The following is a 24,775-nucleotide window of genomic DNA, read 5'->3' as shown; positions in this document are numbered from 1 at the left end:
CGGTCAGGCGGAGGCGCCGCGGGCCTTGAGCATCCCGGCCATCAGCTGGATCTCCGACTGCTGGCCCTGGACCATGGTCGTGGCCAGATGCTTCTCGGTCGGGTCCTTGACCAGTTCGACCGCGCCCTTCGCCATCGCGACGCCGCCCTTGTGATGGGCGGTCATCAGCTTCAGGTAGAGCACCTCGGCCGCCTTGCCCTTGGCCTTGCGCAACTCGTCGAGCTGCGTGTTGGTGGCCATGCCCGGCATGAGCGAGCCGTCGTGCGGCTTGTACGTACCGCCGCCGTCCATGCCCTTCATCGAGCCGTGGTCCATGCCCTCCATACCGTCCATGCCGTTCTTCATCCACGTCATGGGCGGGTCCTCGGACGTCTTGTCCAGCCCCCACATGTCCAGCCAGCCCTGCAGCATGCCGCTCTGGGTGGCCTGCGTGCTGGCGATGTCGAACGCCAGCCGCCGCACCTCGTCGTCGCCGGTGCGGTCGCGCACGATGAACGACATCTCCACCGCCTGCTGGTGGTGGACGGACATGTCGCGGGCGAAACCGGCCTCGGCGGAGGTGTCCTTCGGCGTACCCGTGTCGGTCGTGCCCTCCGAGCGGTCGCTCGTCAGCCACAGCACGGCCACCGCCACCAGCGTCAGCAGCGCGAGGGCGGCGGCGATCCCCGCCACCAGCGGCCGGCGAGCGGCGCGGCCGACGGCGGTCCCGTCGCTCACGAGGTCTTTCCGTTGGTGCAGTAGGCGCCGGGCTCGGGCGTCTGCTTGCCCTGGACGAACTTCTTGAAGAAGGCGGCCACCCGCGGGTCCGACGCCTTCTGGATGTCCAGCTGGTTGCCCCAGGCGTTGAGGACGATCGGCGCGTCCTGCTCCTGGTAGGGGCTGATCATCGAGTACGGGGTCTTCTTCACCCGCTCCGAGAGGGTGGCGATGTCCTCCTTCGACGCCTTGTCGGTGTACGTCACCCACACCGCGCCGTGCTCCAGCGCGTGCACCGCGTTCTCATTCGCCAGCGGCTTGGTGTAGACGTCGCCGTTGCAGTTCTGCCAGACCTGGTTGTGGTTTCCGCCGACCGGCGGCGACATCGCGTACTTCACGGTGCCCTGGACATGCGTCCGGCCCAGGTTCTTCCAGGTCTTCATGCCCTTGAACTCGCCGGTCTTCACGACCGAGGAGGTGACCTTGGCCTCCTTCTCGTCCTTCTTGTTGCTCGCGTCGACGAGGAAGTAGCCCCCGACGGCGAGTCCGGCGACGATCACCGCGACGGAGGTGATGGTGATGGCCCGGAACCTGCGCTCGCGCGCCTTCTCCGCGCGGCGCAGTTCCTCTATCTTCGCGCGGCGGTCGGCCGCGCTGCCCTTCGTCTTCGATCCCTTGGAGCCCATGGCTGTCCTTGTCCTCGGAGTACTCAAAGTTCGCGCAGTTCGCGCACTTCGCACGCTGGATGGGTGGAGCGGTGCATCGCGGTTACCGGCGCCGGCCTAGGTCCGAAGCACTTGGAGCTGATGGAGGCCGAGGGCGCGGAGGGGGCGGTCGGGCGGCGCCCGGACGGAGTCCGGATTCCGGTGGCCGCCGGGCTGCGGAACCTCGGTGAGGAAGAGAGGGGGTACGGGCGTGGGCACCAGGGCCTGGACCACGCCCCGGGGGCCCGTGACACAGTCGTCGCTCCCGGAACCGGTGTCGGAACCGCTCCCGGAGCCGGTGCCGGTGCCGGAGACCTCGGACGGGCCGTGTCCGGGCGACGGATAGGTGACCGGCTTCTCGTGCGGCTCGGCCCACGCGGCGGTGTCCGCCGGGCGGCGCGGGCACCCCGTCGACAGGCCGCCGTGGTCGGCGGCGGGATGGACGCACGAGGGCGCCACCCATATCGCCGCGGCGAGCAGCAGCAGGGCACGGCACAGGACGGACGGCACGGTGCCGCGCACCGCGTCCGTCCGTATGTGGCCCTCTCCGCCCTGCCCTCTGCCCATCGCGCCAGATCGTAACCACTGCGCCTGTCGCGACTGAATGGGTCCATGGCGGAACGTGGGCAAACGCCTGGTGGGGGGCGTGGCGTCAGGCGTGGCGTCAGCCGTGGCGTCCGGCAGCTCCCGGTGGGTCGGGCGCCGCCCGCCGTACGCCGCCCCTCAGTAGACGCCCTCGATCACGACCTCGTCGTCGAACATCGCGACCGGCCCCACATCCGCCACCGAGTCCCCGGCCGCGCCCTCGGGCGGCGGGACGCGGATCGCCAGATCGCGCTCGAGGTTGTGGGGAAGCAGAGCCGACTTGCTGACGTGGTTCATCACCACCTGGCCGCGCTCGCCGTACGGCACCGGCTCCCCGCTCGCCGGGTCCACCACCGAGAAGGTGACGAACGGCGTGCGCGGATCGAAGACACACGGCTCGTCCGGGCCGAGCCCCAGCCGCTCGGTGGCGCCGCCGAGGATCATGGTGTTGCCGTAGGTGCCGTACAGCGCGCAGTCGGGGAAGACCTCGGTGCGCAGCAGATCGCGGGTGTCGGCGTCCATATGGGCGCCGCCCCACATGATCCCCTTGACCTTCTCCCTGATCAGCTCGATCAGGTCGTCGTGCCGGGCCAGCCGCTCCAGCAGCGGCGGGGTGGTCATCAGCACCCCGACCTCCTGGGTGCGCAGGACGTGCGCCGCCTGCTCCACCAGGTGGCTCACATACGCGTCGGTCTCCTCGGCCTTCCCGGCGGAGATCAGCTTCTTCACCCACCGCGGATCCATGTCGACGCGGAACATCAGCCCGCCGTGCCGCGCGGCCGTGCCCGCGACCATCTCGCCGACCATATGGGGGCCGCTGGGCGCGATGGCGAGCCAGTCCACCCCGCGCGGGATGCCGAGCCCGTCGAGGTCGGCGCTCAGCCCGTGGGTGAGCCGGTCCAGCCAGTCGCGCAGACACACGATCCGCTTGGGCGCGCCGGTGGTGCCGCCGCTTTCGAAGACGCCGACGATCCGGGCGTCGGCGCCGTAGCCCTGGGGGATCAGATCGCGCACCGGCACATCGCGCAACTCCCCGGTGACATTGGGGAAGAGCGCGAGATCGGCGACGCCCTTGACGTCACGGCGCGGGTCGAAGTCCAGTGTGCGCGCCTTCCGCAGCCAGAACGGGGAGCCGGTGTCCGGGCCGAAGTGCCACTCCATGGCGGCGCGGATGTACTCGTCGGGGTCGGGGCGCTCGTCGAAGGGGACGTCGAGCACGGAAAGGGAAGCTGTCGGCACGGGTTGCTCCTCATGCTCCTCGTGGGGGACGGGCGACGCCGGGTCGGGCCGTCGGGACGGGCGGCGCGGGATCGGCGCTGTGGGGGACGGGCGGCGCCGGGGTCGGCGCTGTGGGGGACGGGCGACGCCGGGGTCGGCGCTGTGGGGGACGGGCGACGCCGGGGTCGGCGCCGTCAGCCGCGGATGACGGCCTTCGTGCGCATCAGGAACTCGCCGAGATACGCGTCGTGCGGGATGCCCGGGGCGATCCAGTGCGTGGGGTGGTCCCCGATGTAGAGGTTCTTGACGGACGGCTCGGCGAGCAGCGCGTCCAGCAGCGCCTCGTCCCCGGTGATCGCCGTGACGACCAGGCTGTCCCGGAGCGCGGCGACCCCCGCCGCCCGCGTCCAGGGGGCCACCCAGACGCAGGGGAACGACAGCTCCATGCCCAGCCGCGGGTCCAGAGGATCGTCGAGCTGGAAGACGGCGGGGCGCAGCACCGCGCTGCCGTCACCGAGGTCGTCCACCACCCCGTCGCCGCCCAGCCACGCCCGGGCGCCCGCGGCCTTGCCGAGCAGCAGGCGCTCGAAGCCGCGCGCGGTCTCGAGCGGATGGACCGGCAGCACCGCCTTCTCGTCCCGCGGCGGCAGGCTGGGGAGCGCGGCGAGCCGCTCCGCCAGCGCCTCGGCGACCGGCGCCGGATCGCCCTCGACGAGCACGGCGGTGGCGTTGACGCATGCGGTGCCGCCATGGCGGGCGATCGAGTCGACGACGACATCGAGGTGGTCGCGCCACTGCCGGTCGGCGGTGAGCAGGATCTTGGAACGGCCGGGGCCGTTGGGCAGCACGGCCGGATCGGTGGCGTAGCGGTCGATGACCTCCTGGCCGCCGTAGACCATGGACAGATCCGCACCGTGCAGGATCTCCCCGGCCGCGTCGTGGTCGGTGGGCAGCAGCACCACCTGATCCGTCCCGAAACCCGCCTCGCGCAGGGCGCTGACCAGCCGGTACGGGGTGAGCGGCTCACGGCGGGAGGGGCGTACGGCCACCCGGTAGCCCAGCGCCAGCGCCTCCAGCCACAGGGCGTGCACGGCCGGGTGGTTGCCGGCGGCGTGCACGGCGAAGACATCGCCGCGCCGGATCCACACGGCGGTGCCGCCGCGGGCGTACGGATCGCGCCAGTCGCCCACCGCCCCCACCGGGCGGGCCGCCTGGACACTGCGGTACGCCTCGGTGGCGCTGAGCCGTATCGCCTCCACGGCGATCCGCACATTGGCGAGCGGGGTGCCCGACATCCGGCACACCGCGCTCTCGTACGCCGCCGCCGTCATCCCGGCGACGGTGCCGGTGGCGAACAGCTCCCCGGCCCGCTTCAGCGCGGCCAGCCGCTCCTCCAGCGGCGGCGTGACGGCGGCGTGCAGCGCGGCCAGCGCCCGGGTCACGAACAGCCTGGGCACCAGGGACAGTTCGGCCATGGGGACGCCGGTGACATCGCTGATGGTGAGTCGGTGCCGGGAGCGGTAGGGCCCCTTGGGGCCGAGGGCGTCCAGAGCTTGCAGGGTGCCGGGGGCGGGCGGGGTACGCGGCGCGTCCAGGGCGTCCGGGGTGGTGGCGGGCTGGGACACGCTGGCTCCTTCGCGGGCGGAGGACACACCGGCCCCTGGGCGGGCGCGGCGGGAAAGGGGTGAACCACGCTTATCCCACGGCGCGGACGGGACCAAGTCAATTGGCCCAAAGGCCATACCGGCCCCCTGGGCCGGGCCGGGCGCACCCCGGGCCACGTACCATGCCCGGCCGGAGGTGGTAGGGACATGGGAGAGACAGGTGGCGGTCGCGTCCTGGTGACCGACGACGACGCGGCCATACGGCGGTCCCTGGAGCGCGGGCTGCGGCTCAACGGGTTCTCCGTGACCCTCGCGGACGGCGGCCACGCCGCGCTCGCCGCGGTGCGCGACGGCGCGCCCGATGTGGTGGTCCTGGACATCTCCATGCCCGACCTCAGCGGTATCGAGGTGTGCCGCGCCCTGCGCGGGGACGGCAATGACGTCCCCGTCCTGATGCTCTCGGCGCTCGACGAGGTGGCCGACCGGGTGGCCGGGCTGCAGGCCGGGGGCGACGACTACCTCGTCAAGCCGTTCGCGCTCCAGGAGTTGGTGCTGCGGCTGCACGCCCTGCTGCGCCGCCGTCCGCCCGCCGCCACCGACCGGGTGCGGGCCGGCGCGCTGGAGATGGCGCCGGAGGCCCGCGAGGCGTGGCTGGACGGGACGCCGCTGCGGCTCACCCGGCGCGAGTTCGAGCTGCTGGACATGTTCGCCCGCAACGCCGGGATCGTGCTCACCCGCGATCAGCTGCTGGACCGCGTCTGGGGCTATGACTTCGAGGTGCGGACGGACGCGGTGGACACCTTCGTCAGCTATCTGCGCCGCAAGCTGGAGGCCGGCGGCCGGCCCCGGATGCTGCACACGGTGCGCGGCGTGGGCTTCGTCCTGCGGCCGTCGGGAACCCCGGAGGGCCGTGCAACAGGCGTGTGAACGGGGGCTGTTGCGGCCCACAGAATTTCCACAAAGAAGGCTCCTAGGTTTTTCCCTAGTCCGGGACGGCCCGGTCCCTCCCGGGCCGTCCGGCCCCGAGGGAAGGAACAGCACCATGCACCGTGGAAAGAGCGTCATCGTGGCCTGCGCGGCCACCGCTGCCCTGCTCGGTCCGGTGGGCGTCGCTGCGGCGGACGGCAGCGCCCCGGCCTCGACACCGGCCGCCACTCCGAGCGCGAAGCCGCACAAGGGGGCGGGGGACGGCTCCCAGGGGCTGTGCAAGCGCGCCAAGAAGATCGACGAGCGGCTGGACCGGGCGCTGAAGCGGCTGAAGGGCCAGGCGAACGTCAAGGGGTCCGTCGCCCGGCTGGCGAAGCGGGTCGAGCGGGCCAAGAAGGCGGACCACACCGAGGTCGAGACTTTCCTCAACCACAAGCTCACCTTCCGCAGGTCCCTCGTGACCACGCTCGAGCAGCGCCAGAAGGACCTGTCGAAGGTCCAGACGTGGTGCGCCTCGCGCGGTGAGGGCTCCGGCACATGAGGCGCGGGCGGCCCGTACGGCGCGGCCCCTGGGCCGTGGCGGCCGCGGCGGTGCTCTGCGCCGCGCTGGCCACCGGCTGCGGTGGCGGCAAGGGCGGTTCGGACGACGCGGACGGCTCGGGCGGCTCATCGGGGTCCTCGTCCGCCCCGTCGGCCACCGCACCGGCTCCGTCCAGCTCCGAGCTCGACGAGCTGAACAAGCTGGTGGACGACGCCGAGTCGGCGGCCGACAAGGCGGACTCCGACGCGGCGGGCGACAACTGACCACACGACGTCGGGAGGCCCCCGGCGCGGCATCGCGCCGGGGCCCCTCAGACGAGGGTGACCGAGGCGATCAGACCGGCGGTGGATCCGGCCGGTACGGGGTTGGCCTCGGTGCTGACCAGATCGCCGCTCTCCATGACCCCGGAGCCGCTGACGTCCACATGGACCCGCAGCCCGTAGTTGGCGCCCGGCACCAGCTCCCCGGGGACGGTGACACTGAACGGGACGTGGCCCCCCGGGCTCAGCGGCACATCGGTGAGGACCTGCGCCGCCACGATCGACTCGGGCGTATCGGAGCGGGACACGTTGCGCACCTCCACCACCACCCGCGCCGCCCGCCCCGCGGGGGCGTCGGGGGGCAGGGTCACGATGCCGCTCAGGACACTGCTCACCCCGAGATGTTTTCCCCCTGGACGGAGGACTTGTTCCGCCATCCGGGTGGGAACGCCGTTCGGGCCGGGTGGGAACGCCGTTCGGGCCGGGTGGAGCGGTGTCGTCAGTCCGCGCAGGGGCGGCCGTTCAGGGTGAACGACCCGGGCGGCCGGTTGCCGTCGTTCCAGGTGCCGAGGAAGCCCACGGAGAGGGAGCCGCCCGCCTTGACCCGCTTGTTGTAGTCGGCGGCGGTGGCGGTCACCTTCGCGCCGGCTTGCGTGAACTCCCCGTCCCACATCTGGGTCACCCGCTGCGAGTCGCGGAAGGTCCAGGTGATCCGCCAGTCGTCGAGGGGCTTGCGGGAGGTGAGGGTGACGGCGGCCTTGAAGCCCTCGGGCCACTCGGTGACCAGCTGGAAGCGGGCCGTGCAGTCGGCGTATGCGCCGGGCGTCCGGCCGGATGGCGGCCTTCCGCCGTGGCCGGAGGCGGAGCCGGAGCCGCCCTTGGAGGGCGACGGGGACGCGGAGGGGGAGTGACCGGGCTTCCTCGTCGGCCCCTTGCCGGGGTCGTGGCCGGAGCCCTCGCCCGGGCCGCCGCTCCCGCCCGTCGAGGGGTTCGCGGAGGCGGTGCCGCCGGGGGTGCCCGGTGAGGAGGTGGCGGGGGCCAGGCTGCCGTACGTCTCGTCCGGGCCGATGGACCCGCCGCTGCGGTCGTCGGAGTCCGCGGCGGTTCTGGTCATCGCCACCAGTGCGGCGAGGGCGACGACGGCTATCACCGCCAGGATGACCGCCGTACGGGCTCTGCGTAACCGGCGGCGGGAGGCGCGGCTCCGGCCGACCCGATGCCCGCCGGCGCGGGAACCACCCGCACCACCCGCACCACCCGCACCATCCGCCCCGCCCGCCCCGGCTCTGCCGTCGGCCCCGGCTCTGCCGCCCGCGTCACCGGCCCGTCTGCCAACGGCCCGTCTGCTCCGTCGCCCCCCGATCGCGTCCAGGACCCGGTCGCGCAGCCGCTCCCACAGCGGCGCGCGGACCGCGTGCGCGGTGGGCGCGGCTGCGCGGGCGCTCGGCGCGGTGCCCGGGGCCCGCTCGGCGAGCGCGCGGCGCCGCGCGAGATAGGGGTGCGCGCCCCAGCCGATGACCCCGCTCGTCAGCGCGCCGGGCAACCCCTCGCCGTCCACATACATGCAGGTGGCGGCGTCACGGCAGGACCGGCAACGGGCGAGGTGCTGCCACAGGTCGGCGGGTGAGGGGGAGTCGGGCGCCCGGGTGGCGGCGTCCAGCAGCTTGGCGTAGCTGCGGCACTCCTCGTCGGTGAGGGTCTCCACATGGGCGCGCTGACACCGTTCGCGGAAGGCCGCGCGGACCCGGGCGATCTCCTCGGTGGCGTACTCCGGGTCGTAGCCCAGCTGCCGGGCCACCGCCTCGATGGACCGCGCCTCCACCTCGACCAGCCACAGCAGCTCCCCGTCCGCCTCCGGCAGATCCCGCAGCGCGCGCAGCGCGAGCGGCTGGTCGCGGGGCGGGGCGGCGAAGCGGGCGGCGAGGTCGGAGGTCAGCCACGTCCGCAGCTCCGGGTTGAGCCGGTCGCCGTGCCGGTGGGCGTGCCAGTCGGCGGCGGTCTTGCGTACCGAGGTCAGAAAGAGCGGCAGCCACGGGAGACGCTTGCCGAAGCCGCGGGTACGGCGGTGGCGGGTCTCCCGAATACCGCGCCGGAACGCCTCGGTGGCGAGCCGCATCCCGTCTTCGGGAGTGGTCGTGCACAGTTCCGCGTAATCGGCGACCGCTTCCCAATAGGCGCCCAGCAGCGCCGTCGCGGAGGCCGCGCCATCGACGTCCTCGGCGGGCGCTTCGGCGGGACCGGGGCGCGCCGGGGGGCCGTCCCCGGGAGATTCCCTGGGCGATGAGTGGTCGGGCATGGAGGCGATTCCTCACTCACGAACAGCGGCGCCCCCGCCGGGGGCAACCCTCTCATAAACGGGCCGCGGGGTGGTCAGCCAACAGCACAGCTGTGCCTCGGAGTTGGGGATTCCCCTTACGGGGCGGGCCGAGCCTTTCACGCCGGTGACCTGGCTGACAAGAGACGTAGAGCAGTCCCCGTTTAGGGATGTGGAGCCGCCTGACAAGCCGTGAGGTCGTGCCGAATTGAGGTGAATAGTAGTCACGTTCACTGCCCAATGCGACATGAAGTCGCACGCCGCAAAAGGTCCAGACCGCACCGTTCGCCGTGTGAACTCCTGTGCGTTTCCGGTGACTTCCGGTGAGCCGCACCCCGCCCTCCGGGTCGGGCCCCAGTTATGAGCGCTTGGTGCCAACAGGTGGGCGGGTGGGGCGTATCCGTCGAGGCGGGGCGTCTGCGTTAATCAGCACATGACCTCCCGAATCGCGTGGTTCGGACGCTAAGGTTCACTCCACTCACGCGAAATGTGCAGTGCGTCACGCATTGCAATGAAGAGGCTGTCCGGGCGGGCCCCGAGGCGGCTGTTTGGGGGGACCAACCATGCGCGAGATGACCAAGGGTGGCAATGTCAGCCTGGCGACTCTGAGCGAGGACGCAGGATCCGTGATCCTGAGCCTGAACTGGAGCACAGCGTCCGGAGACGGGGACGCTGACGTCTCCGTGCTGCTGCTGAACGGTGATGGCAAGGTCCGCGGCGACGCGGACTTCTACTTCTACAACAATCCGGCCGCGGCCGACGGCAGTGTGCAACTGCTGGGCAAGACGCCGACCGCAGAGGGAAACGAGGACCGCATCAGCCTCGACCTGACGGCGACACCTCCGGATGTTGAGCGGATCGTCGTGGCGGCCAGCCGGTACGGCGGCGCCAGGTTCGGCGATCTCAGTGACCTCCGGATGACCCTCGCGGACCGGAGCGGTGAGACCCTGCTGGGGTTCTCGATCGATGACGCGGATGTGGAGACCGCGTTCATCTTCGGCGAGCTCTACCGCCGGGGCGAGGAGTGGAAGTTCCGAGCCGTCGGCCAGGGGTACGAGTCCGGACTGGCCGGCCTGGCCATGGACTTCGGCATCGACATCGACGATGACGCGGCCGACGAGGAGGCGGAGGCGGCGCCGGAGGCGGTGGAGCAGGCATCGGCGCCCGAGGCCGAGGGGACTCCCGGTATCCCCGCGCAGACGGCGTCCACGGCACGGGCTATGGGCGAGGAGTCCGTACCGGCCTCGGCCCGGCGTCCCCGTACGGCCAGGAAGAAGGTCACGCTTCCCAAGGTCGCCAAGAAGTCGCTGGCGGAGAACGAGTCCTGGCGGGCGGCTCGGCTCTTCCCGGTTTCCTCGCTCAAAAATGACCGGGAACGGGAAATGCGCGCGACGTCCGTCCTGCTGTCGGTGATGACTCAGGTGCCGGAGTTCGGCCGTCGGCTCACCGCGGCCTTCGGCGCGCCCGCCGGCCGCATGGAGACTTTCACCGAGGTCTCCTTGCCGCACGGTGGCAACGCCCCCAAGCGCCCTGACGGCGTGATCCGCGTCGAACGGGCCGGGAAACTGTGGACCGCCCTGGTGGAGACGAAGACCAACGGCAATCCGCTGAAGTCCGAGCAGGTCCAGGACTACATGGATATTGCCGCCCGGCGGGGCTACGAGGCGGTGATCACGCTGTCCAACGACGTTGCCATCGAAGGCAGCCCACTGGTCGACGTCAAGGTGGACGGACGCCGTAAGCACAAGGTCGCGCTCTGGCACCTGTCCTGGGCCGAGGTGGCCCACCATGCCCAGATGCTGATCCGCCACGAAGGCGTGGGCAACACCGCGCACGCCTGGCTCCTCCAGGAACTGCTGCAGTACCTCCAGCACGAGAACTCCGGCTGCCACGGCTTCCAGAACATGGGCCCGGCATGGGTGCCGGTGCGCAACGGCATCGACAACGAGACGCTGTGCCAGGGGGATCAGCGCGCCATCGATGTGGTCGAGAGCTGGGATCGGCTCATCCGCCAGGTCTGTCTGCGGCTGGGAGGCGAACTCGGACAGAAGGTCCTGCCCGTCCAGCGCGCCAGGCGAGGGACCGACCAGAGCTCCCGCCGTGCGGCCACGGCCGACCGGCTCTGCCAGGACGGCCGCCTCCACGCCGAGCTGCGTATTGAGGACACCCCGGGGATTCTCGCGATCGTCGCTGATCTGCGGACCGGCAAGCTGCGCACTTCCATTGAGATTCCGGCCCCGGACCAGGGCTACCCCCTGAGCTGGGCCAAGCGCCTGGTCCGCCAACTCGCCGAGGCCCCCGCCGATCTCCATGTGGAAACCCTTGTCGAGGGAGAGGGCGGCGGCCCGCGCGGCACCCTTGAGCGGCTCCGCCCCGAACCGGCCGACATGCTCCCCAAGAGCGGCGCCCGGATAACCGGTTTCCGGCTTTCCCTCTTCAAGAGCATGGGCAGCGCCCGAGGCAACGCCGAGTCCGGCTTCATCCGCAGTGTCGATGACGCCGTGGATCGCTTCCACTCCGGTGTCGTCGCCCACTTGGGACGGCGCCCGAGCCGTCGGCCGTAGCGGGCTGCTCCGCCGACGGGGGGTGAAGAGGCGGATCGGGCCACTGTGCGGTGTGACATTGCACTGTTACCGTTGAACGGACAAGTGGCCTGGTCCCCTCCCCGAGAAGGTTCCGCATGCCCGAGATTCCCGGTGTTTCCGCGCCCTGGCGTGGCGTTCATGTCGCCACGGCGCTGCCGTTCCAAGACGATGACGAGCTGTCGGTCGACTACGAGGGATACGCCGCCCATGTGCGGTTTCTCGCCGAGCACGGATGTGACGGGGTCTGCCCCAACGGGTCGTTGGGGGAGTATCAGACGCTGACGGACGAGGAGCGGGCGCGGGTGGTGCGGGTGGCCGTGGAGGCGGCGCCCGAGGGGTTCGGGGTGATGCCGGGGGTGGCGGCGTACGGGGCGCTGGAGAGCCGGCGGTGGGCGGAGCAGGCGCGGGAGGCCGGGGCGCGGGCGGTGCTGGCGCTGCCGCCGAACAGCTACCGCGCCGACCGGGAGGCCGTGGTCGGCCACTACCGCGAGGTGGCGCGGGCCGGGCTGCCGGTGGTGGCGTACAACAACCCCCATGACACCAAGGTCGACCTCACCCCGGAGCTGCTGGCCGAGCTGCACGGGGAGGGGCTGATCGTCGCGGTCAAGGAGTTCAGCGGGGATGTGCGGCGGGCGTACGAGATCGCCGAGCGCTCCCCCGGGCTGGATCTGCTGGTCGGCGCCGATGACGTCCTGCTGGAGCTGGGGCTCGCCGGAGCCGTGGGGTGGATCGCCGGATATCCGAACGCGATTCCCGAGTCCACCGTGGAGCTGTACCGGCTCGCCACCTCGGGCGTCGGCGCGGACCTGGAGAAGGCGCTGCCGCTGTACCGCGCGCTGCATCCGCTGCTGCGCTGGGACTCCAGGACCGAGTTCGTCCAGGCCATCAAGGCGTCCATGGACCTCGCCGGGCTGCGCGGCGGATCCTGCCGGCCGCCGCGCTCGCGGCTGAGCGGCGAGGTGGCGGCGCGCGTCGTGCGCGAGACCGAGACCGTGCTCGGGCTGGGGTACCGGTGAGGCGCCGGTCGGCGAAGGGCCCGTCGGTGAGGCGCCCCTCGGCGAAGGGCCCGTCGGTGAGGCGCCGGTCGGCGAATGGTCCCTCGGCGAAGGGGCGCCGGTGAGGTCGCGGCGAACGGCAAGGGGGCGCTCATGAGGTCGCGGCGGGTCCTGCACACCGTGGAGTCCCACACCGAGGGCATGCCCACCCGCGTCGTCACCGGCGGGGTGGGGACGCTCCCGGGCGCGACCATGGCCGAGCGCCGCCGCTGGTTCATGGAGCACCAGGACGATCTGCGCACCCTGCTGATGTACGAACCGCGCGGCCACTCCGCGATGAGCGGGGCCATCCTGCAGCCGCCGACCCGGCCGGACGCGGACCACGGAGTGCTCTTCATCGAGGTGTCCGGTGTGCTGCCGATGTGCGGGCACGGCACCATCGGAGTGGCCACGGTGCTGGTCGAGACCGGGATGGTCGAGGTACGCGAGCCGGTCACCACCATCCGCCTGGACACCCCGGCCGGCCTGGTGGTCGCGGACGTCGCCGTGCGCGACGGGGCCGCGACCTCGGTGACGATCCGGAACGTGCCCTCGTTCTCCCTGGCCACGGACCGTACGGTGCGGGTGCCCGGCTTCGGCGCGGTGCGCTACGACATCGCCTTCGGCGGCAACTTCTACGCCATCGTGGAGCTGGACGCGCTCGGGCTCCCCTTCGACCGGGCGGCGGCGCAGGAGCTGCTGACCGCCGGGTTGAAGATCATGGAGGCGGTGAACGCGCAGCAGCCACCCCATCACCCCGAGCGGCCGGACATCACCGGCTGCCACCATGTCTATCTGAAGGCCCCGGGGTCGACGGCGCGCCACTCCCGCCACGCCATGGCCATCCACCCGGGCTGGTTCGACCGCTCCCCCTGCGGGACCGGCACCTCCGCGCGGATGGCGCAGCTCTACGCACGCGGCGAGCTGGGCCTGGGCGAGGAGTTCGTGAACGAGTCGTTCATCGGGACGCGGTTCATCGGGCGGCTGCTGGAGGAGACCACGGTGGCGGGGCTGCCCGCCGTCGTGCCCGCGATCACCGGACGGGCCTGGGTCACCGGTACCGCGCAGTTCCATCTCGATCCCGACGATCCGTTTCCGGCCGGGTTCTTGCTGTAGGGGGAGCGAGCGTGGCGATGGTGGGAGAGATGACGCCGGGGCGACGCATCACGACGCCGGGGGTCACCGACGGGATCACCGACGAGCTGCCGAGCACCGCCGACCTGGTCGTCATCGGCGCCGGGGTGGTCGGTGCGGCCGCCGCCTGGTTCGCCGCGCTGGCCGGGCTGCGGGTCGTGGTGGTCGACCGGGGCGCCGTCGCGGGCGGCACCTCGGGCGCGGGCGAGGGAAACGTCCTGGTCTCGGACAAGGAGCCGGGCCCGGAGCTGGAACTCGCCCAGTACTCGCGGCGGGTGTGGGGCGAGGACCTGGGCGCGTACGGCGGGCTGTGGGAGTTCGAGTCCAAGGGCGGGCTGGTGGTGGCCTCCACGCACACTGCTCTGGACGCGCTGCGGACGCTGGCCGAGCGGCAGCGGGCACTCGGTGTCGACGTACGGGAGGTGTCCGGGGCGGAGCTCCACGCCCTCGAACCGCGGCTGACCCGCGAGGCCGCCGGGGGCGCGCTGTATCCGCAGGACGCCCAGGTGCAGCCCATGCTGGCGGCCGCCCACCTGCTGCGGCTCGCGCGGCGGCGCGGAGCGGTGGTGGCGACGGGGACGGAGGTGGTGGGGTTCCTGCGGCCGGGCGACGGGCGGTCGGGTGGCGGGCGGCCGGGCGACGGGCATGCGGGCTCCCCGGTCACCGGCGTACGGACGCCCCACGGCACCATCAGCGCCCCCGCCGTCCTCAACGCGGCGGGCACCTGGGCCGGTGCGGTGGCGGGGCTCGCGGGCGTCGAACTGCCGGTGCTGCCGCGCCGCGGCTTCGTCCTCGTCACCGAACCCCTGCCGCCCGCGACCGTACGGCACAAGGTCTACGCGGCCGACTACGTGGACGCCGTGGCCAGTTCGGACGCGGAACTGCAGGCATCGCCGGTCGTGGAGGGCACGGGCGGCGGCACGGTGCTGATCGGCTCGACCCGGGAGCGGGTCGGCTTCGACCGGCGGCCGTCCCCCGCCGCCCTCCGGGCGCTGGCCCGCGGGGCCATCGGGCTGTTCCCGGTGCTGGCATCGGTGCGGGCGATGCGGGTGTACGCGGGCTTCCGCCCGTACTGCCCCGACCATCTGCCGGTCATCGGCCCCGACCCGCGCGCCCCCGGGCTGTGGCACGCCTGCGGCCACGAGGGCGCGGGGATCGGCCTCGCGGCTGGAACGGGGAAGCTGATCGCGCAGGCTCTGACGGGGGAGGCGACGGAGCTGGACCTGGCGCCGTTCGCCCCCGAACGCTTCGCGGGCGAAGGAGGCGCGGATGAGTGAGCGCAGCACACGCGGTGGACCGCCGCCGTACCGGCTGACCTTCGACGGCGCGACGGTCACCGCGCTGCCCGGGCAGAGCGTGGGTGCGGCGCTGATGGCCGCCGGGATCGTGGCCTGGCGGACGACGCGGCGGGAGGGCAGACCGCGCGGACTGTTCTGCGGGATCGGGGTGTGCTTCGACTGTCTGATCACCGTGGACGGGCGGCCCGGCCAGCGGGCCTGTCTGGTTCCGGCACGGGACGGGATGCGGCTGTCGGCGGAGGACGGCGGCAGCGATGCCGGTGGCCGTGGCGTTGACGGTGGCCGTGGCCGTGGCCGTGGCCGTGGCGATGCCGGTGGCCGTGGCGGTTGCGGAGTGGACGGCGAGGGCGGTGGCGGGGGTGATGGCGATGTCGGTTGATCCGTCGACGTATGACGTGGCCGTCGTGGGCGCGGGACCCGCCGGGCTCTCCGCCGCCGTCGGCGCCGCCGAGGCGGGCCTGAACGTGGCCCTCATCGACGCGGGGCGCCTCCCCGGCGGCCAGTACTGGCGCCATGACGACGAGCACCCCCCGCACCCCGGCCACCGCGACGGGCGGCTCTTCGCCCGCCTCCGCGTCCGGCTGCACCACCAGCGCCGCCTCGGTCGCCTCCACTACCTCCCCGGCCATCAGGTCTGGCTGATCGACCGCCCCCGCCCGGACACCGGACCGTTCACCCTGCGCCTGAACGGTCCGTACGACACGGCCCCCGTCGAGCGGGACCGGGTGCGGGCCCGCGCCCTGGTGCTCTGCTGCGGCGCCCACGACCGCCAACTGCCGCTCCCCGGCTGGGATGTGCCCGGGGTGATGGCGGCCGGAGGCGTCCAGGCGCTGCTGAAGGGGCATCGGACGGCGGCGGGCCGCCGGGCGGTGGTCGCGGGCACGGGCCCGTTCCTGCTGCCGGTGGCGACGGGCCTGGCGCAGGCGGGTGTGCGCGTCCTCGCCGTATGCGAGGCCAACCCCGCGCACGGCTGGCTGCGCCACCTGGGCGGGGCGGCGCGGGTGCCCGCCAAGTCCGCCGAGGCACTGCGGTACGCGGCGCTGATGGCCCGCCACCGCATCCCGTACCGGACGCGGGCCGCGGTGACCGAGATCCTGGGCGAGGACCGGGTGCGCGGGGTGCGGCTCGACGGCGGCGAGGTGCTCGAGGCCGATCTGGTGGCGCTGGGCTGGGGGTTCACCCCCGCCCTCGAACTGCCCCTGATGGTCGGCGCCGACACCCGGCGCGACCTCGACGGCTCCCTCGTCGCCGTGGTCGACGCCCGTCAGCGCACCACCGTCCCGGACGTCCTGGCCGCGGGGGAGACCACGGGCGTGGGCGGCGCCGCGCTGGCCGTCGCCGAGGGACGGCTGGCCGCCCTGACCCTGGCGGCGGCCCACGGGCTGCCGGTCGATTCGCGCACCGCGCGACGGCTGCGCACCACGATCCGCCACGGCCGGGCCTTCGCCGCCGCCCTGCACAGCACCTACCCGGTACCCGCCGACTGGACCGGCCGGTTGACCGAACGCACGGTGGTCTGCCGCTGCGAGGAGGTCACCTACGGGGAGCTGTGCCGCGCCCGCGGCGAACTCGGCGCCGAGGACCCCCGCACCATGAAGCTCCTGGCCCGCCCGGGGATGGGCTGGTGCCAGGGCCGGATCTGCGGGTTCGCCGTCGCCGCCGTCACCGCGTCGCTGACCGGCCGCCCGGCCACGGCGGAGGATCTGCGGCCGCTCTCGACACGGCCGTTCGCGGCCCCGGTGACGCTGGGGGAGCTGGCGGGGATGGCGGACGGGGCCGAGGAGCCCGGGGCCGAGGCGGACGACGAGCCCTGAGCCGACGGGGGCGAGGAGCCGTGAGCCGACGGGGGCGAGGAGCCGTGAACCGACGCGGTCGAGGAGCCCTGAGTCCCCCCTCGCGCAGATGCCAGCCTTCGTACCCGAATCGTTGGACGGATACCACCTGACCGCCATGTACCGGCTCGCAGATGCGGCGCTACCATCGGCGGATGCATACGTACCGGATCGGTGAGGCCGCGGCCCTGATGGGGGTCAGCGCCGACACCCTGCGGCGCTGGGTCGACAGCGGACGGCTGACCGCCGAACGGGACGAGCAGGGGCGCCGGATCATCCCGGGCCCGGCGCTCGCCGCGTTCGCCCGCGAGGTCGCCAGGAGCGCGGAGCGCGACAACCCCGGCTCCTCGGCCCGCAATCGCTTCTCGGGGATCGTCACCGAGGTGATCCTGGGCGATGTGTCCGCGCAGGTGGAGATCCAGGCCGGGCCGTTCCGCGTGGTGTCCATGATCAGCCGGGAGTCGGCGGAGGAGCTGAAGCTGGAGCCCGGCGTTCCGGCCGTCGCCGTCATCAAGTCGACCAACGTGGTCGTGGAAACCCCGTGAGCACGCGCACCGAGAGCGGCAGCGGCACAGGCGGCAGCGGCAGCAGAGGCACAGGCGGCAGCGGCAGCAGAGGCAGAGAGGGAGAGACAGACTCCATGACGACCCGTTCCGTATCCGGATCCCGACTCCGAGCCCGACCCCGAGTCCGTTGGGCCTACCGTGCGGTGGGCGGTTTCGCGCTCGCCGCCATGGCACTCACCGCCTGCTCCTCCGGTGACTCCGACGACTCCTCCCAGAAGTCCGACTCCGGCTCCTCATCGAAGAAGCCGTCCGGCACGGTGACCGTCTTCGCGGCGGCCTCGCTCAAGGAGAGCTTCACCGCGCTGGGCAAGACCTTCGAGAAGGAACACCCCGGCACCAAGGTCTCCTTCAACTTCGGCGGCAGCGACGCCCTCGCGGCCAGCATCACCTCCGGCGCGCCCGCCGATGTCTTCGCCGCCGCGAGCCCGAAGACCATGAAGACCGTCACCGACGCCAAGGCCGCCAAGGGCACCCCGGCCACCTTCGTCCGCAATCAGCTCGAGATCGCGACCCTCCCGGGCAACCCGAAGAAGATCGCGACGCTGAAGGACCTCACCCGTTCCGGGCTGAAGGTCGCGCTGTGCGCCAAGGAGGTGCCCTGCGGCTCGGCGGCCCAGAAGGCGCTGGACGCGTCCAAGCTGAAGCTCACCCCGGTCTCGTACGAGCAGGACGTCAAGGGCGCCCTGACCAAGGTGCAGCTCAAGGAGGTGGACGCCTCCGTCGTCTACAAGACCGATGTCAAGGCGGCGGGCGGCAAGGTCGCGGGCGTGGAGTTCCCCGAGTCCAAGCAGGCCATCAACGACTATCCGATCGCGCTGCTGAAGAACGCCCCCAACGCCGAGGCGGCCACCGCCTTCATCGACCTGGTGAAGTCCGCGCAGGGCCAGAAGGTGCTCGGCGAGGCCGGTTTCCTCAAGCCGTGACGGAGCGGAAGGCGGGGCCGGGGCCGGACGCCACGACCGGTCCGGCGGAGGTTCTGGACGGCGGCTCGCGGCGACGGTCCGGCACCCCCCGCTTCCGGGCGGGGGTCCCGCTGCCGCTGCTGCTGCCCGCCCTCGGCGGCCTGGTCTTCCTCGTGCTCCCGCTGGTGGCGCTGCTGGTCCGCGCGCCCTGGCGGAGCCTGCCCGACCAGCTCACCAGCGTCGCGGTGTGGCAGGCGCTGCGGCTTTCGCTGATCACCGCGACCGCCGCCACCGCCGTGGCGCTGGTGCTGGGCGTGCCACTGGCCTGGCTGCTGGCCCGCGCCCGCTTCCCCGGCCGCCGGCTGGTGCGCGCCCTGGTGACGCTGCCGCTGGTGCTGCCGCCGGTGGTGGGCGGTGTGGCGCTGCTGCTCGCGCTGGGCCGCAACGGGATCGTCGGCCGCTGGCTGGACTCGGCGTTCGGCATCACGCTGCCGTTCACCACGATGGGGGTGGTGATCGCGGAGGCGTTCGTGGCGATGCCGTTCCTCGTGATCAGCGTCGAGGGCACGCTGCGGGCCGCCGATCCGCGCTACGAGGAGGCTGCCACGACCCTCGGCGCCTCCCGCTTCACCGCCTTCCGGCGCGTCACCCTGCCGATGGTCGCGCCCGGCGTGGCCGCGGGCGCGGTACTGGCGTGGGCGCGGGCGCTGGGCGAGTTCGGCGCCACGATCACCTTCGCGGGCAACTTCCCCGGCCGTACGCAGACGATGCCGCTGTCGGTCTATCTCGCGCTGCAGAGCGACCCGGCGGCCGCCATCGCGCTCAGCCTCGTCCTGCTCGCCGTCTCCATCGCGGTCCTGGCCGGGCTGCGCGACCGCTGGATGGCCGCCTCATGACCACGGACACTCCCCTCACCGAGAGGCCTCACAACTGCCGGACGGCCGCCTCATGACCACGGACGCCTCCCCCACCGAGGCCGCCGGGCGCCGCACCGACGGCCTCGACGCCCACCTCGTCGTGGACCGCGGCACCTTCCGCCTCGACCTGCGGCTGTCCGCCGCCCCCGGCGAGGTGGTCGCCCTGCTCGGGCCCAACGGCGCGGGCAAGACCACCGCCCTGCGCGCCCTGGCCGGACTCACCCCGCTCACCACGGGGGCGCTGCGGCTGGACGGCCGGACCCTGGAGGAGCCGGAGCGCCGGCTGCGGACCCCGCCCGAACACCGCCCGGTCGGTGTCGTCTTCCAGGACTATCTGCTCTTCCCCCATCTCACCGCCCTGGACAACGTGGCCTTCGGCCCGCGCTGCCACGGGGTGCCGAAGGCGGAGGCCCGCGCCCAGGCGGCCGACTGGCTGGAGCGGATGGGCCTGACCGACCGCGCGGGCGCCAAACCCCGCGCCCTGTCCGGCGGTCAGGCCCAGCGGGTCGCCCTCGCCCGCGCCCTGGCCACCCGCCCCCGGCTGCTCCTGCTGGACGAGCCGCTGGCCGCGCTGGACGCCCGTACCCGCCTCGACGTGCGCGCCGGGCTCCGCCGCCATCTGGCCGAGTTCGAGGCGGTGGCCGTCCTGGTCACCCATGACCCGCTGGACGCGATGGTGCTCGCCGACCGGCTGGTGGTCGTGGAGGACGGCCGTACCGTCCAGGAGGGCGCCCCGTCGGACATCTCCCGCCGCCCCCGTACCGACTACATCGCCAGCCTCGTCGGCCTCAACCTCTACCAGGGCCGCGCCGACGGTCACACCGTACGGCTCGACGGCGGCGCCACCATCACCACCACCGAGGACCTCGCCGGCCCGGTCTTCGTCGCCTTCCCTCCGGCCGCGGTCACCCTCCACCGCGACCGCCCCGACTCCAGCGCGCGCAACCTGTGGCGGCTGGAGGTCGCCGGTATGGAGTCGCACGGCGACCAGATCCGCGTCGACCTCACCGGCGAACTCCCCCTGCTGGCCGACCTCACCACACCCGCCGTGGCCGACCTCGCCCTCCACCCGGGGCGCACCGTCTGGGCCACCCTCAAGGCGACCCAGACCCACGCGTATCCGGCCTGAACCGGGCTCCGGCCGGACGGGCCGTCGGGCCTTGCGCACCTGCAGCGCGACGGTTAGCCGGGTGTTAGCGGCCCGGCAGCTTTGCGATAGCGCCCCCGAGCAGAGTGGTTGTCGTACCGAGGAGACAACGACACCGACCGCCCCGGGGGGACCCGAAATGAGCTCCAACACCACTGCTCGCACCGCTCGTCGCCGCACCCTGCGCATCGCCGCCGCGGCCCTGACCGCAGCCGCCGCCCTCACCCTGACCGCCTGCAACGACTCGGACGCCAACGCCTCGAAGCCCGCGGCCGGCGCCGAGTCCAACGGCGGGGGCTCCTCCGCCGGAGCGCAGGGCTCCGGTGCCAAGGCGGACCCCGCGGCCAAGGGCGACACCGACACGGGCGCCGCGGGCAAGCAGTCGAGCGGCAAGCACGCCGCAGGCGGTGACCGGGCGGGCTCGGGCGTCGAACGCTGCCACACCTCCGGTCTGGAGGCGTCGTTCGCCACGGGCGAGGACGCGGCTCCGGACCCGAACGCGGGCGGCTCGACGACCACCAGCATCGTGCTGACCAACGCCGGCGACCACACCTGCAAGATCGGCGGCTTCGCGGGCGTGGACCTCACCTCCGAGAACGGCGGTCAGGTCTGGTCGCTGGCCCGCTCGTCGGCCAAGTACGGCTCGATCACCCTGAACCCCGGGGACAGCACCGACTTCACGATCAACCTCGGCATGACCGACGAGAGCGAGGAGGGCTCCTACAAGCCCGCCTTCGCCGTCGTCACCCCGCCGAACGAGACCAGCTCGCTGAAGCTGGAGTGGCCGTGGGGCGCCCTCGTCGACCAGCAAGCCGCCACCCACCCGGCCACCTTCGTCAACCCCATCGGCTGACCACGTCGGCACTGCCCCGGAATTGAGCCGAGACCATCTCCGAGCGGGAAGTCCGCTGCCCCGGTGCACCACACCCCGGCAGCGGACTTTCCGCGTCACGCCTCGCGGCAGAGCGGCCGGCACACCCACAGCTCGACCTCCTGGGGCCTGTTGCCGCAGGTCCACTCGACCGTGCCGAGCAACTGATCGGCATACAGCCGCCGCCCGCACAGCGCACAGTGCCAGCCCTCCAGCTGTGGCCCGGTCAGCGTGTCGGGATCTGGCAACTCGATGCCGCGCAGCGCTACGGGCCGCTGCGCCGCCAGGAAGTCCTCGCTCACCGGCTGGCCTCCCCCTCGATGCCGAGCTCGGCAACGGCCGCCCGGGCGAGGGCCTCGCGGAGCCGGTTGGCGTCGGTGAGATACCGACCCGGCCCGAGCGGCACGCGCCAGTGCAGATACGGCCCGCTGGTGCGGTCGACGGGGGGAACCCCGATGTACGAGGTCTCGACACGCCCCGTACCGAGCGTCTGAACCTGCCGGATACGTCGCCAGTACTGGGCGCTGCCCGGCCGGATGAGCCAGTACATGAGGTTGTAGTCGGCGATGACGGCCCCGGAGGCCCCACCGAGTAACTCCAACGCCCGCCCGCCGAGCGCCTCCGGCGCCCGTACGACATCCCAGTGCGGGCCGACCCGCACGATCTCTACGTCGGTGCCGCACGGCGGCGCCCATGGTGGGGACTTGAGAGAGTCAGCTGACATTCTGGTTCGCCTTGGTCGCGGTGGTCTTCACAGACGACGTCACGCCGTACGCGATCCCGCCGGGGAAGATTGATGGGGCGGGCGGCGTACAGCTGTCCCATCCGCCTGGTCGGTGTGGACAGGTAGATGGTTCTCCGCTGGAAGGGCCGTAAGTGACCCGGCGAGGGTCAGTGCGGCTCACTCACCCGCGTGACACCACTCCGCGAATGTGCTCAAGCTCTCGGCATCTCCGCGCCGCAGGCGGCGAAGAGTCGCGGCGTCCTCCCGCACCCATGGGTGATCACGGGTGTGCTGTGGAGCGATGTGCCGCGCGACCTTCAGCGACTCGAACGCATCGCGGGTCAGCCCTGACCACAGTTGCGCACGGGCCACCTCGATGTAGAACCCGCTGCGGCGCTCGGCAGGAAGGTCCCGCGGCGGGGCCCAATCATTGGCCACGTCGAGGGCGCGGCGCACGTGGTCGCCCCCCATGCTGACCGCAACGGATACTTCGTGGACGCGGACGCTGTTCGGCCCGAACGCTGTGCCTTGATAGACGTTCTCGGGCACGGCATCCCCCAGGCGCCGCGCCTCCGCGAGGTGCTTGTCCGCGGCCGTCACGAGACCGGCGCGCCCCGCAATGACAGCGGCGCGCATGTGCAGGGCGCCTCGGGCAGCCATGGCCGCCTCATCGTCACTGGTGGGTGCGCGGTCCAACGCGGCCTCCAGCGCGCACAGCCCAGGGGTGAACGCGCGCGCGGCGAAGAAGGTCTCGGTGCGGACGTATGCGACGGTGGCGTCCAGCAGCGGGTTGTCGGTGTACGGCGCCGCCCAGCGCATCAGATCGACCAGACGGGCAGACAGGTCCCGGGCACCGTACTTGTACGCCACAGCGTCAGCGGTTCGAACCGCACCGATGAGCAGGCTCGCTGTCTCGGGCTTCGCTTCTGCCGAAGCGAGGTGGAAAGCACGGATCAGCTCGCTGATGAGCGATGGTAAGTGGCGTGCGATCCGGACGTACTGGGAGGCCAGGCGCCAGGTCACCGCCTCATCCACGGCTGTGCTCAGCTCGCTGAGGTGCCGCACCGGCCCGTCGTCGGGCACGTCGTACGCCGCGATGACAGCCGACAGAGACGGCATCGCCGCATGAACGCGGGCGTCCGTCCGGTCTCGGCTTCCCAGCAAGACAGACGGGTCGACCCCGAGAGCTGCCGCGAGGGCCTCCACCACGTTGTCGCCGGCGCCCCGGGCGTTGCGTTCGATCTTTCGCAGGGTGCCGACGTGCACACCGGCGGCGTCCGCCAGCTCTTGCTGCGTCATGCGAGCGATGCGGCGCTGATAGGCCACACGCTTGCCGAGATCGGTGGGCATACCGTGGCTCCGTTCGGTGCGTCCACTCCGAACGGTAGCGAGCGGCCTTGCGATAGCGGGGCTGCTCGCCTCAAGTGGCGGCGAATCGTACGAGATCGTGCAGCGAATCGATCTGCCAGTCGGCACCAGCCGCCTCAGCTGTGCCGGACCACAGATGGCCCCACGGCCCACGGCGCAGATGCGCGACGCGCAGTCCCGCCGCCTTTGCCGGGCGGATGTCGTTCGCGGGGTGGTCTCCCACGTACACCGTCTCGTCGGGCGGGGTGCCGACGAGATCCAGGACGCGGGCGAAGAAGCGGGGGTCGGGCTTGGCCACGCCCCACTCTCCCGACGTGGCGATCTCGTCTACCGGGAGGTCCAGCTCCCGTAGCAACTGGCCGACGTGCGCGGTCTGGTTGCCCGCGATGACGACGCGGAGCCCCTTCTCGCGGAGGGCCGCGAGGACGGGACGCACATCCGGGTAGAGATCGGCTTCGCTCAGTTCCTCACCCACCCCGGCGGCCTCCATCGCGGCTCGCTCGGCCGCGATGTCGATGTCGGGCCGAATGAGCCGCAGGGCATCGGCGTTGTCACGGCCCTGAGCGACGACCGCCCCGACGAGTGCGGACACGGTATGGCGGGGGACATCCAGCCAGTCCGCCCACATGGCCCATCCCCGGTCATCCCTGATCAAGGTCTCGCCGACGTCGAAGACCACTGCGCGCATCATGCGGGCAGCGTAGGCCGCCGCCCCGGACCCATGCCCGTCCGGCCTGAAGTGGTCCCGGCTGTGGAAGGCTGGGAGACATGAGGCGGGGGGAACACCGGGAGAGCGAACGCTTCGCGCGGCGGGGCGGGTGGCGTCGGTACATCGTCGCGTCCGTGGTGAGCGGGGTGGCTGTCGCGGTGGCGGTGACGCATGTGCTGGCGCCGGACCTGAAGATAGACAACGTCACCGTGGCGCTCCTGGTGGTGGCGGTCGTGCCCTGGTTGCGCGACCTGCTCAACAGCATCGAACTGCCGGGCGGGTTCCGCGTGGAGTTCAAGGCGGTCGAGCAGCGTATCGAGGCCGCCGAGCGCATCGCCGACGCCGCCCTCGTCGGAAGCGGCGACGACGGACCGGAGACCGACGACCCCACGGCGCTGGCGGACGTGCGCCGGCTGGCCGCCGAATACCTCGACGTCCGTCGGTCGATGGCCAGTGGATCCGCCCGTACGCAGCGCATGAGCGGCATCTTCGCGCGGCTGGTGCGCACCACCCAGCGGCTCGCGGACCCCGACCTCGACGGCTGGCTCACCTCCCCCGACGGCGGTCTGCGGCTGGCGGCGTACGCGCGGCTCTACGCGGTGCCGGTGCCCGACGCGCTGGCCCTCCTCGCCGACGCCGTCGTCAAGGAGCCCCTCGCCTTCAACCAGTACTGGGGCATCCGCGCGCTCGACAAGGTCGTGGACGCCGTCGGGATCGAGGACGTACCGCCGGGGGTCGTCCGCCGTCTCGAGGACTGCCGACCGCGTGGCAGCGACCGGGTGGCCCTCCTGCGCCGTCTGATCACCAAGCTCCACGGCCTCCCCTAGCGACGGCCCCTC

At 72.5% G+C, this 24,775-nt stretch carries 26 protein-coding genes; 15 read left to right on the top strand and 11 right to left on the bottom strand.

Annotation, left to right across the window (positions count from 1 at the left end):
• Nucleotides 1-3 precede the first annotated feature (3 nt).
• The 5 genes from J8403_RS21330 to J8403_RS21310 all read right to left on the bottom strand — a co-directional run bounded on the left by J8403_RS21330 (nt 4) and on the right by J8403_RS21310 (nt 4,762).
• Nucleotides 4-717: a DUF305 domain-containing protein gene (locus tag J8403_RS21330; protein ID WP_211124568.1), complete on the bottom strand. Its 714-nt coding sequence runs from the start codon at nt 715-717 to the stop codon at nt 4-6.
• Nucleotides 714-1,382, bottom strand: a complete 669-nt coding sequence (locus J8403_RS21325; protein ID WP_211124567.1) for a thioredoxin-like domain-containing protein — start codon at nt 1,380-1,382, stop codon at nt 714-716. Before J8403_RS21325 ends, J8403_RS21330 begins: the two co-directional genes overlap by 4 nt.
• Nucleotides 1,383-1,478: 96 nt before the next feature.
• A complete protein-coding gene (locus J8403_RS21320; protein ID WP_211124566.1) occupies nt 1,479-1,967 on the bottom strand; it encodes a hypothetical protein in 489 nt (162 codons plus the stop codon).
• A 156-nt stretch (nt 1,968-2,123) separates the two neighbouring features.
• Nucleotides 2,124-3,224 carry an AMP-binding protein gene (locus tag J8403_RS21315; RefSeq protein ID WP_211124565.1) on the bottom strand — a complete coding sequence of 367 codons (1,101 nt, stop codon included), beginning with the start codon at nt 3,222-3,224 and terminating at the stop codon, nt 2,124-2,126.
• Between the two features lie 173 nt (nt 3,225-3,397).
• Nucleotides 3,398-4,762, bottom strand: coding sequence for an aldehyde dehydrogenase family protein (locus J8403_RS21310; RefSeq protein ID WP_211128361.1), 1,365 nt, complete (start codon nt 4,760-4,762; stop codon nt 3,398-3,400).
• A gap of 252 nt (nt 4,763-5,014) precedes the next feature.
• On the opposite strand from J8403_RS21310, the gene J8403_RS21305 reads away from it, so the two are divergent.
• The 3 genes from J8403_RS21305 to J8403_RS21295 all read left to right on the top strand — a co-directional run bounded on the left by J8403_RS21305 (nt 5,015) and on the right by J8403_RS21295 (nt 6,538).
• The gene (locus J8403_RS21305) at nt 5,015-5,734 is read left to right on the top strand and encodes a response regulator transcription factor (protein ID WP_211124564.1); all 720 of its coding nucleotides are present in this window, start codon (nt 5,015-5,017) and stop codon (nt 5,732-5,734) included.
• A 115-nt stretch (nt 5,735-5,849) separates the two neighbouring features.
• A complete protein-coding gene (locus J8403_RS21300) occupies nt 5,850-6,275 on the top strand; it encodes a hypothetical protein (protein ID WP_211124563.1) in 426 nt (141 codons plus the stop codon).
• The gene (locus J8403_RS21295; protein ID WP_211124562.1) at nt 6,272-6,538 is read left to right on the top strand and encodes a hypothetical protein; all 267 of its coding nucleotides are present in this window, start codon (nt 6,272-6,274) and stop codon (nt 6,536-6,538) included. Before J8403_RS21300 ends, J8403_RS21295 begins: the two co-directional genes overlap by 4 nt.
• A gap of 47 nt (nt 6,539-6,585) precedes the next feature.
• On the opposite strand, the gene J8403_RS21290 is transcribed toward J8403_RS21295, so the two are convergent.
• Nucleotides 6,586-6,930 (bottom strand): hypothetical protein, encoded by a 345-nt coding sequence (locus J8403_RS21290; protein ID WP_211124561.1) that lies wholly within the window; start codon nt 6,928-6,930, stop codon nt 6,586-6,588.
• Nucleotides 6,931-7,034: 104 nt separating this feature from the next.
• The gene (locus J8403_RS21285; RefSeq protein ID WP_211124560.1) at nt 7,035-8,831 is read right to left on the bottom strand and encodes a cellulose binding domain-containing protein; all 1,797 of its coding nucleotides are present in this window, start codon (nt 8,829-8,831) and stop codon (nt 7,035-7,037) included.
• A 581-nt stretch (nt 8,832-9,412) separates the two neighbouring features.
• Between J8403_RS21285 and J8403_RS21280 the strand changes: the two genes are divergently transcribed.
• From J8403_RS21280 to J8403_RS21230, 11 genes are all read left to right on the top strand, one after another.
• Nucleotides 9,413-11,413, top strand: coding sequence for a TerD family protein (locus tag J8403_RS21280; RefSeq protein WP_246585927.1), 2,001 nt, complete (start codon nt 9,413-9,415; stop codon nt 11,411-11,413).
• Nucleotides 11,414-11,529: 116 nt separating this feature from the next.
• Nucleotides 11,530-12,450: a dihydrodipicolinate synthase family protein gene (locus J8403_RS21275; RefSeq protein WP_211124559.1), complete on the top strand. Its 921-nt coding sequence runs from the start codon at nt 11,530-11,532 to the stop codon at nt 12,448-12,450.
• Nucleotides 12,451-12,582: 132 nt separating this feature from the next.
• Nucleotides 12,583-13,584, top strand: coding sequence for a proline racemase family protein (locus J8403_RS21270; protein WP_211124558.1), 1,002 nt, complete (start codon nt 12,583-12,585; stop codon nt 13,582-13,584).
• A 17-nt stretch (nt 13,585-13,601) separates the two neighbouring features.
• Nucleotides 13,602-14,879, top strand: coding sequence for an NAD(P)/FAD-dependent oxidoreductase (locus J8403_RS21265; protein WP_246586360.1), 1,278 nt, complete (start codon nt 13,602-13,604; stop codon nt 14,877-14,879).
• Nucleotides 14,872-15,279 carry a (2Fe-2S)-binding protein gene (locus J8403_RS21260; RefSeq protein ID WP_211124557.1) on the top strand — a complete coding sequence of 136 codons (408 nt, stop codon included), beginning with the start codon at nt 14,872-14,874 and terminating at the stop codon, nt 15,277-15,279. Before J8403_RS21265 ends, J8403_RS21260 begins: the two co-directional genes overlap by 8 nt.
• A complete protein-coding gene (locus tag J8403_RS21255) occupies nt 15,269-16,714 on the top strand; it encodes an FAD-dependent oxidoreductase (protein WP_211124556.1) in 1,446 nt (481 codons plus the stop codon). Before J8403_RS21260 ends, J8403_RS21255 begins: the two co-directional genes overlap by 11 nt.
• Before the next feature lie 173 nt (nt 16,715-16,887).
• Nucleotides 16,888-17,277, top strand: coding sequence for a TOBE domain-containing protein (locus J8403_RS21250; RefSeq protein WP_208905651.1), 390 nt, complete (start codon nt 16,888-16,890; stop codon nt 17,275-17,277).
• A 95-nt stretch (nt 17,278-17,372) separates the two neighbouring features.
• Nucleotides 17,373-18,221: a molybdate ABC transporter substrate-binding protein gene (gene modA, locus J8403_RS21245; protein WP_425519816.1), complete on the top strand. Its 849-nt coding sequence runs from the start codon at nt 17,373-17,375 to the stop codon at nt 18,219-18,221.
• A gap of 53 nt (nt 18,222-18,274) precedes the next feature.
• Nucleotides 18,275-19,096 carry an ABC transporter permease gene (locus J8403_RS21240; RefSeq protein ID WP_211128358.1) on the top strand — a complete coding sequence of 274 codons (822 nt, stop codon included), beginning with the start codon at nt 18,275-18,277 and terminating at the stop codon, nt 19,094-19,096.
• A gap of 52 nt (nt 19,097-19,148) precedes the next feature.
• Nucleotides 19,149-20,246, top strand: coding sequence for an ABC transporter ATP-binding protein (locus tag J8403_RS21235; protein ID WP_211124554.1), 1,098 nt, complete (start codon nt 19,149-19,151; stop codon nt 20,244-20,246).
• 157 nt (nt 20,247-20,403) lie between these two features.
• Nucleotides 20,404-21,117, top strand: coding sequence for a DUF4232 domain-containing protein (locus tag J8403_RS21230; RefSeq protein ID WP_211124553.1), 714 nt, complete (start codon nt 20,404-20,406; stop codon nt 21,115-21,117).
• A gap of 95 nt (nt 21,118-21,212) precedes the next feature.
• Here J8403_RS21230 and J8403_RS21225 read toward each other — a convergent pair whose 3' ends face one another.
• From J8403_RS21225 to J8403_RS21210, 4 genes are all read right to left on the bottom strand, one after another.
• Nucleotides 21,213-21,437, bottom strand: coding sequence for a hypothetical protein (locus J8403_RS21225; RefSeq protein WP_246585925.1), 225 nt, complete (start codon nt 21,435-21,437; stop codon nt 21,213-21,215).
• Nucleotides 21,434-21,859: a hypothetical protein gene (locus J8403_RS21220; RefSeq protein WP_246585924.1), complete on the bottom strand. Its 426-nt coding sequence runs from the start codon at nt 21,857-21,859 to the stop codon at nt 21,434-21,436. Before J8403_RS21220 ends, J8403_RS21225 begins: the two co-directional genes overlap by 4 nt.
• Nucleotides 21,860-22,036: 177 nt before the next feature.
• Nucleotides 22,037-23,209 (bottom strand): helix-turn-helix domain-containing protein, encoded by a 1,173-nt coding sequence (locus J8403_RS21215; RefSeq protein WP_211124552.1) that lies wholly within the window; start codon nt 23,207-23,209, stop codon nt 22,037-22,039.
• Nucleotides 23,210-23,279: 70 nt separating this feature from the next.
• Nucleotides 23,280-23,918, bottom strand: coding sequence for an HAD family hydrolase (locus tag J8403_RS21210; protein ID WP_211124551.1), 639 nt, complete (start codon nt 23,916-23,918; stop codon nt 23,280-23,282).
• Nucleotides 23,919-24,082: 164 nt separating this feature from the next.
• Between J8403_RS21210 and J8403_RS21205 the strand changes: the two genes are divergently transcribed.
• Entirely contained in the window at nt 24,083-24,763 is a 681-nt protein-coding gene (locus tag J8403_RS21205) for a hypothetical protein (RefSeq protein WP_211124550.1), read from the top strand.
• The last annotated feature ends 12 nt before the right edge of the window (nt 24,764-24,775 follow it).

It is taken from the genome of Streptomyces yatensis (assembly GCF_018069625.1).
Classification (GTDB): domain Bacteria; phylum Actinomycetota; class Actinomycetes; order Streptomycetales; family Streptomycetaceae; genus Streptomyces; species Streptomyces yatensis.
The sequence above is the reverse complement of the archived record's forward strand: the minus strand, read 5'-3'. Positions and strand labels throughout refer to the sequence as shown.

What these genes read in the sequence shown, in the direction of transcription:
- J8403_RS21325 (WP_211124567.1), bottom strand. Translation starts at nt 1,382, where the DNA reads ATGGGCTCCAAGGGATCGAAGACGAAGGGCAGCGCGGCCGACCGCCGC.
- J8403_RS21320 (WP_211124566.1), bottom strand. Translation starts at nt 1,967, where the DNA reads ATGGGCAGAGGGCAGGGCGGAGAGGGCCACATACGGACGGACGCGGTG.
- J8403_RS21305 (WP_211124564.1), top strand. Translation starts at nt 5,015, where the DNA reads ATGGGAGAGACAGGTGGCGGTCGCGTCCTGGTGACCGACGACGACGCG.
- J8403_RS21300 (WP_211124563.1), top strand. Translation starts at nt 5,850, where the DNA reads ATGCACCGTGGAAAGAGCGTCATCGTGGCCTGCGCGGCCACCGCTGCC.
- J8403_RS21295 (WP_211124562.1), top strand. Translation starts at nt 6,272, where the DNA reads ATGAGGCGCGGGCGGCCCGTACGGCGCGGCCCCTGGGCCGTGGCGGCC.
- J8403_RS21285 (WP_211124560.1), bottom strand. Translation starts at nt 8,831, where the DNA reads ATGCCCGACCACTCATCGCCCAGGGAATCTCCCGGGGACGGCCCCCCG.
- J8403_RS21280 (WP_246585927.1), top strand. Translation starts at nt 9,413, where the DNA reads ATGCGCGAGATGACCAAGGGTGGCAATGTCAGCCTGGCGACTCTGAGC.
- J8403_RS21275 (WP_211124559.1), top strand. Translation starts at nt 11,530, where the DNA reads ATGCCCGAGATTCCCGGTGTTTCCGCGCCCTGGCGTGGCGTTCATGTC.
- J8403_RS21270 (WP_211124558.1), top strand. Translation starts at nt 12,583, where the DNA reads ATGAGGTCGCGGCGGGTCCTGCACACCGTGGAGTCCCACACCGAGGGC.
- J8403_RS21265 (WP_246586360.1), top strand. Translation starts at nt 13,602, where the DNA reads ATGGTGGGAGAGATGACGCCGGGGCGACGCATCACGACGCCGGGGGTC.
- J8403_RS21260 (WP_211124557.1), top strand. Translation starts at nt 14,872, where the DNA reads ATGAGTGAGCGCAGCACACGCGGTGGACCGCCGCCGTACCGGCTGACC.
- J8403_RS21255 (WP_211124556.1), top strand. Translation starts at nt 15,269, where the DNA reads ATGTCGGTTGATCCGTCGACGTATGACGTGGCCGTCGTGGGCGCGGGA.
- J8403_RS21250 (WP_208905651.1), top strand. Translation starts at nt 16,888, where the DNA reads ATGCATACGTACCGGATCGGTGAGGCCGCGGCCCTGATGGGGGTCAGC.
- modA (WP_425519816.1), top strand. Translation starts at nt 17,373, where the DNA reads ATGACGACCCGTTCCGTATCCGGATCCCGACTCCGAGCCCGACCCCGA.
- J8403_RS21235 (WP_211124554.1), top strand. Translation starts at nt 19,149, where the DNA reads ATGACCACGGACGCCTCCCCCACCGAGGCCGCCGGGCGCCGCACCGAC.
- J8403_RS21230 (WP_211124553.1), top strand. Translation starts at nt 20,404, where the DNA reads ATGAGCTCCAACACCACTGCTCGCACCGCTCGTCGCCGCACCCTGCGC.
- J8403_RS21220 (WP_246585924.1), bottom strand. Translation starts at nt 21,859, where the DNA reads ATGTCAGCTGACTCTCTCAAGTCCCCACCATGGGCGCCGCCGTGCGGC.
- J8403_RS21215 (WP_211124552.1), bottom strand. Translation starts at nt 23,209, where the DNA reads ATGCCCACCGATCTCGGCAAGCGTGTGGCCTATCAGCGCCGCATCGCT.
- J8403_RS21210 (WP_211124551.1), bottom strand. Translation starts at nt 23,918, where the DNA reads ATGATGCGCGCAGTGGTCTTCGACGTCGGCGAGACCTTGATCAGGGAT.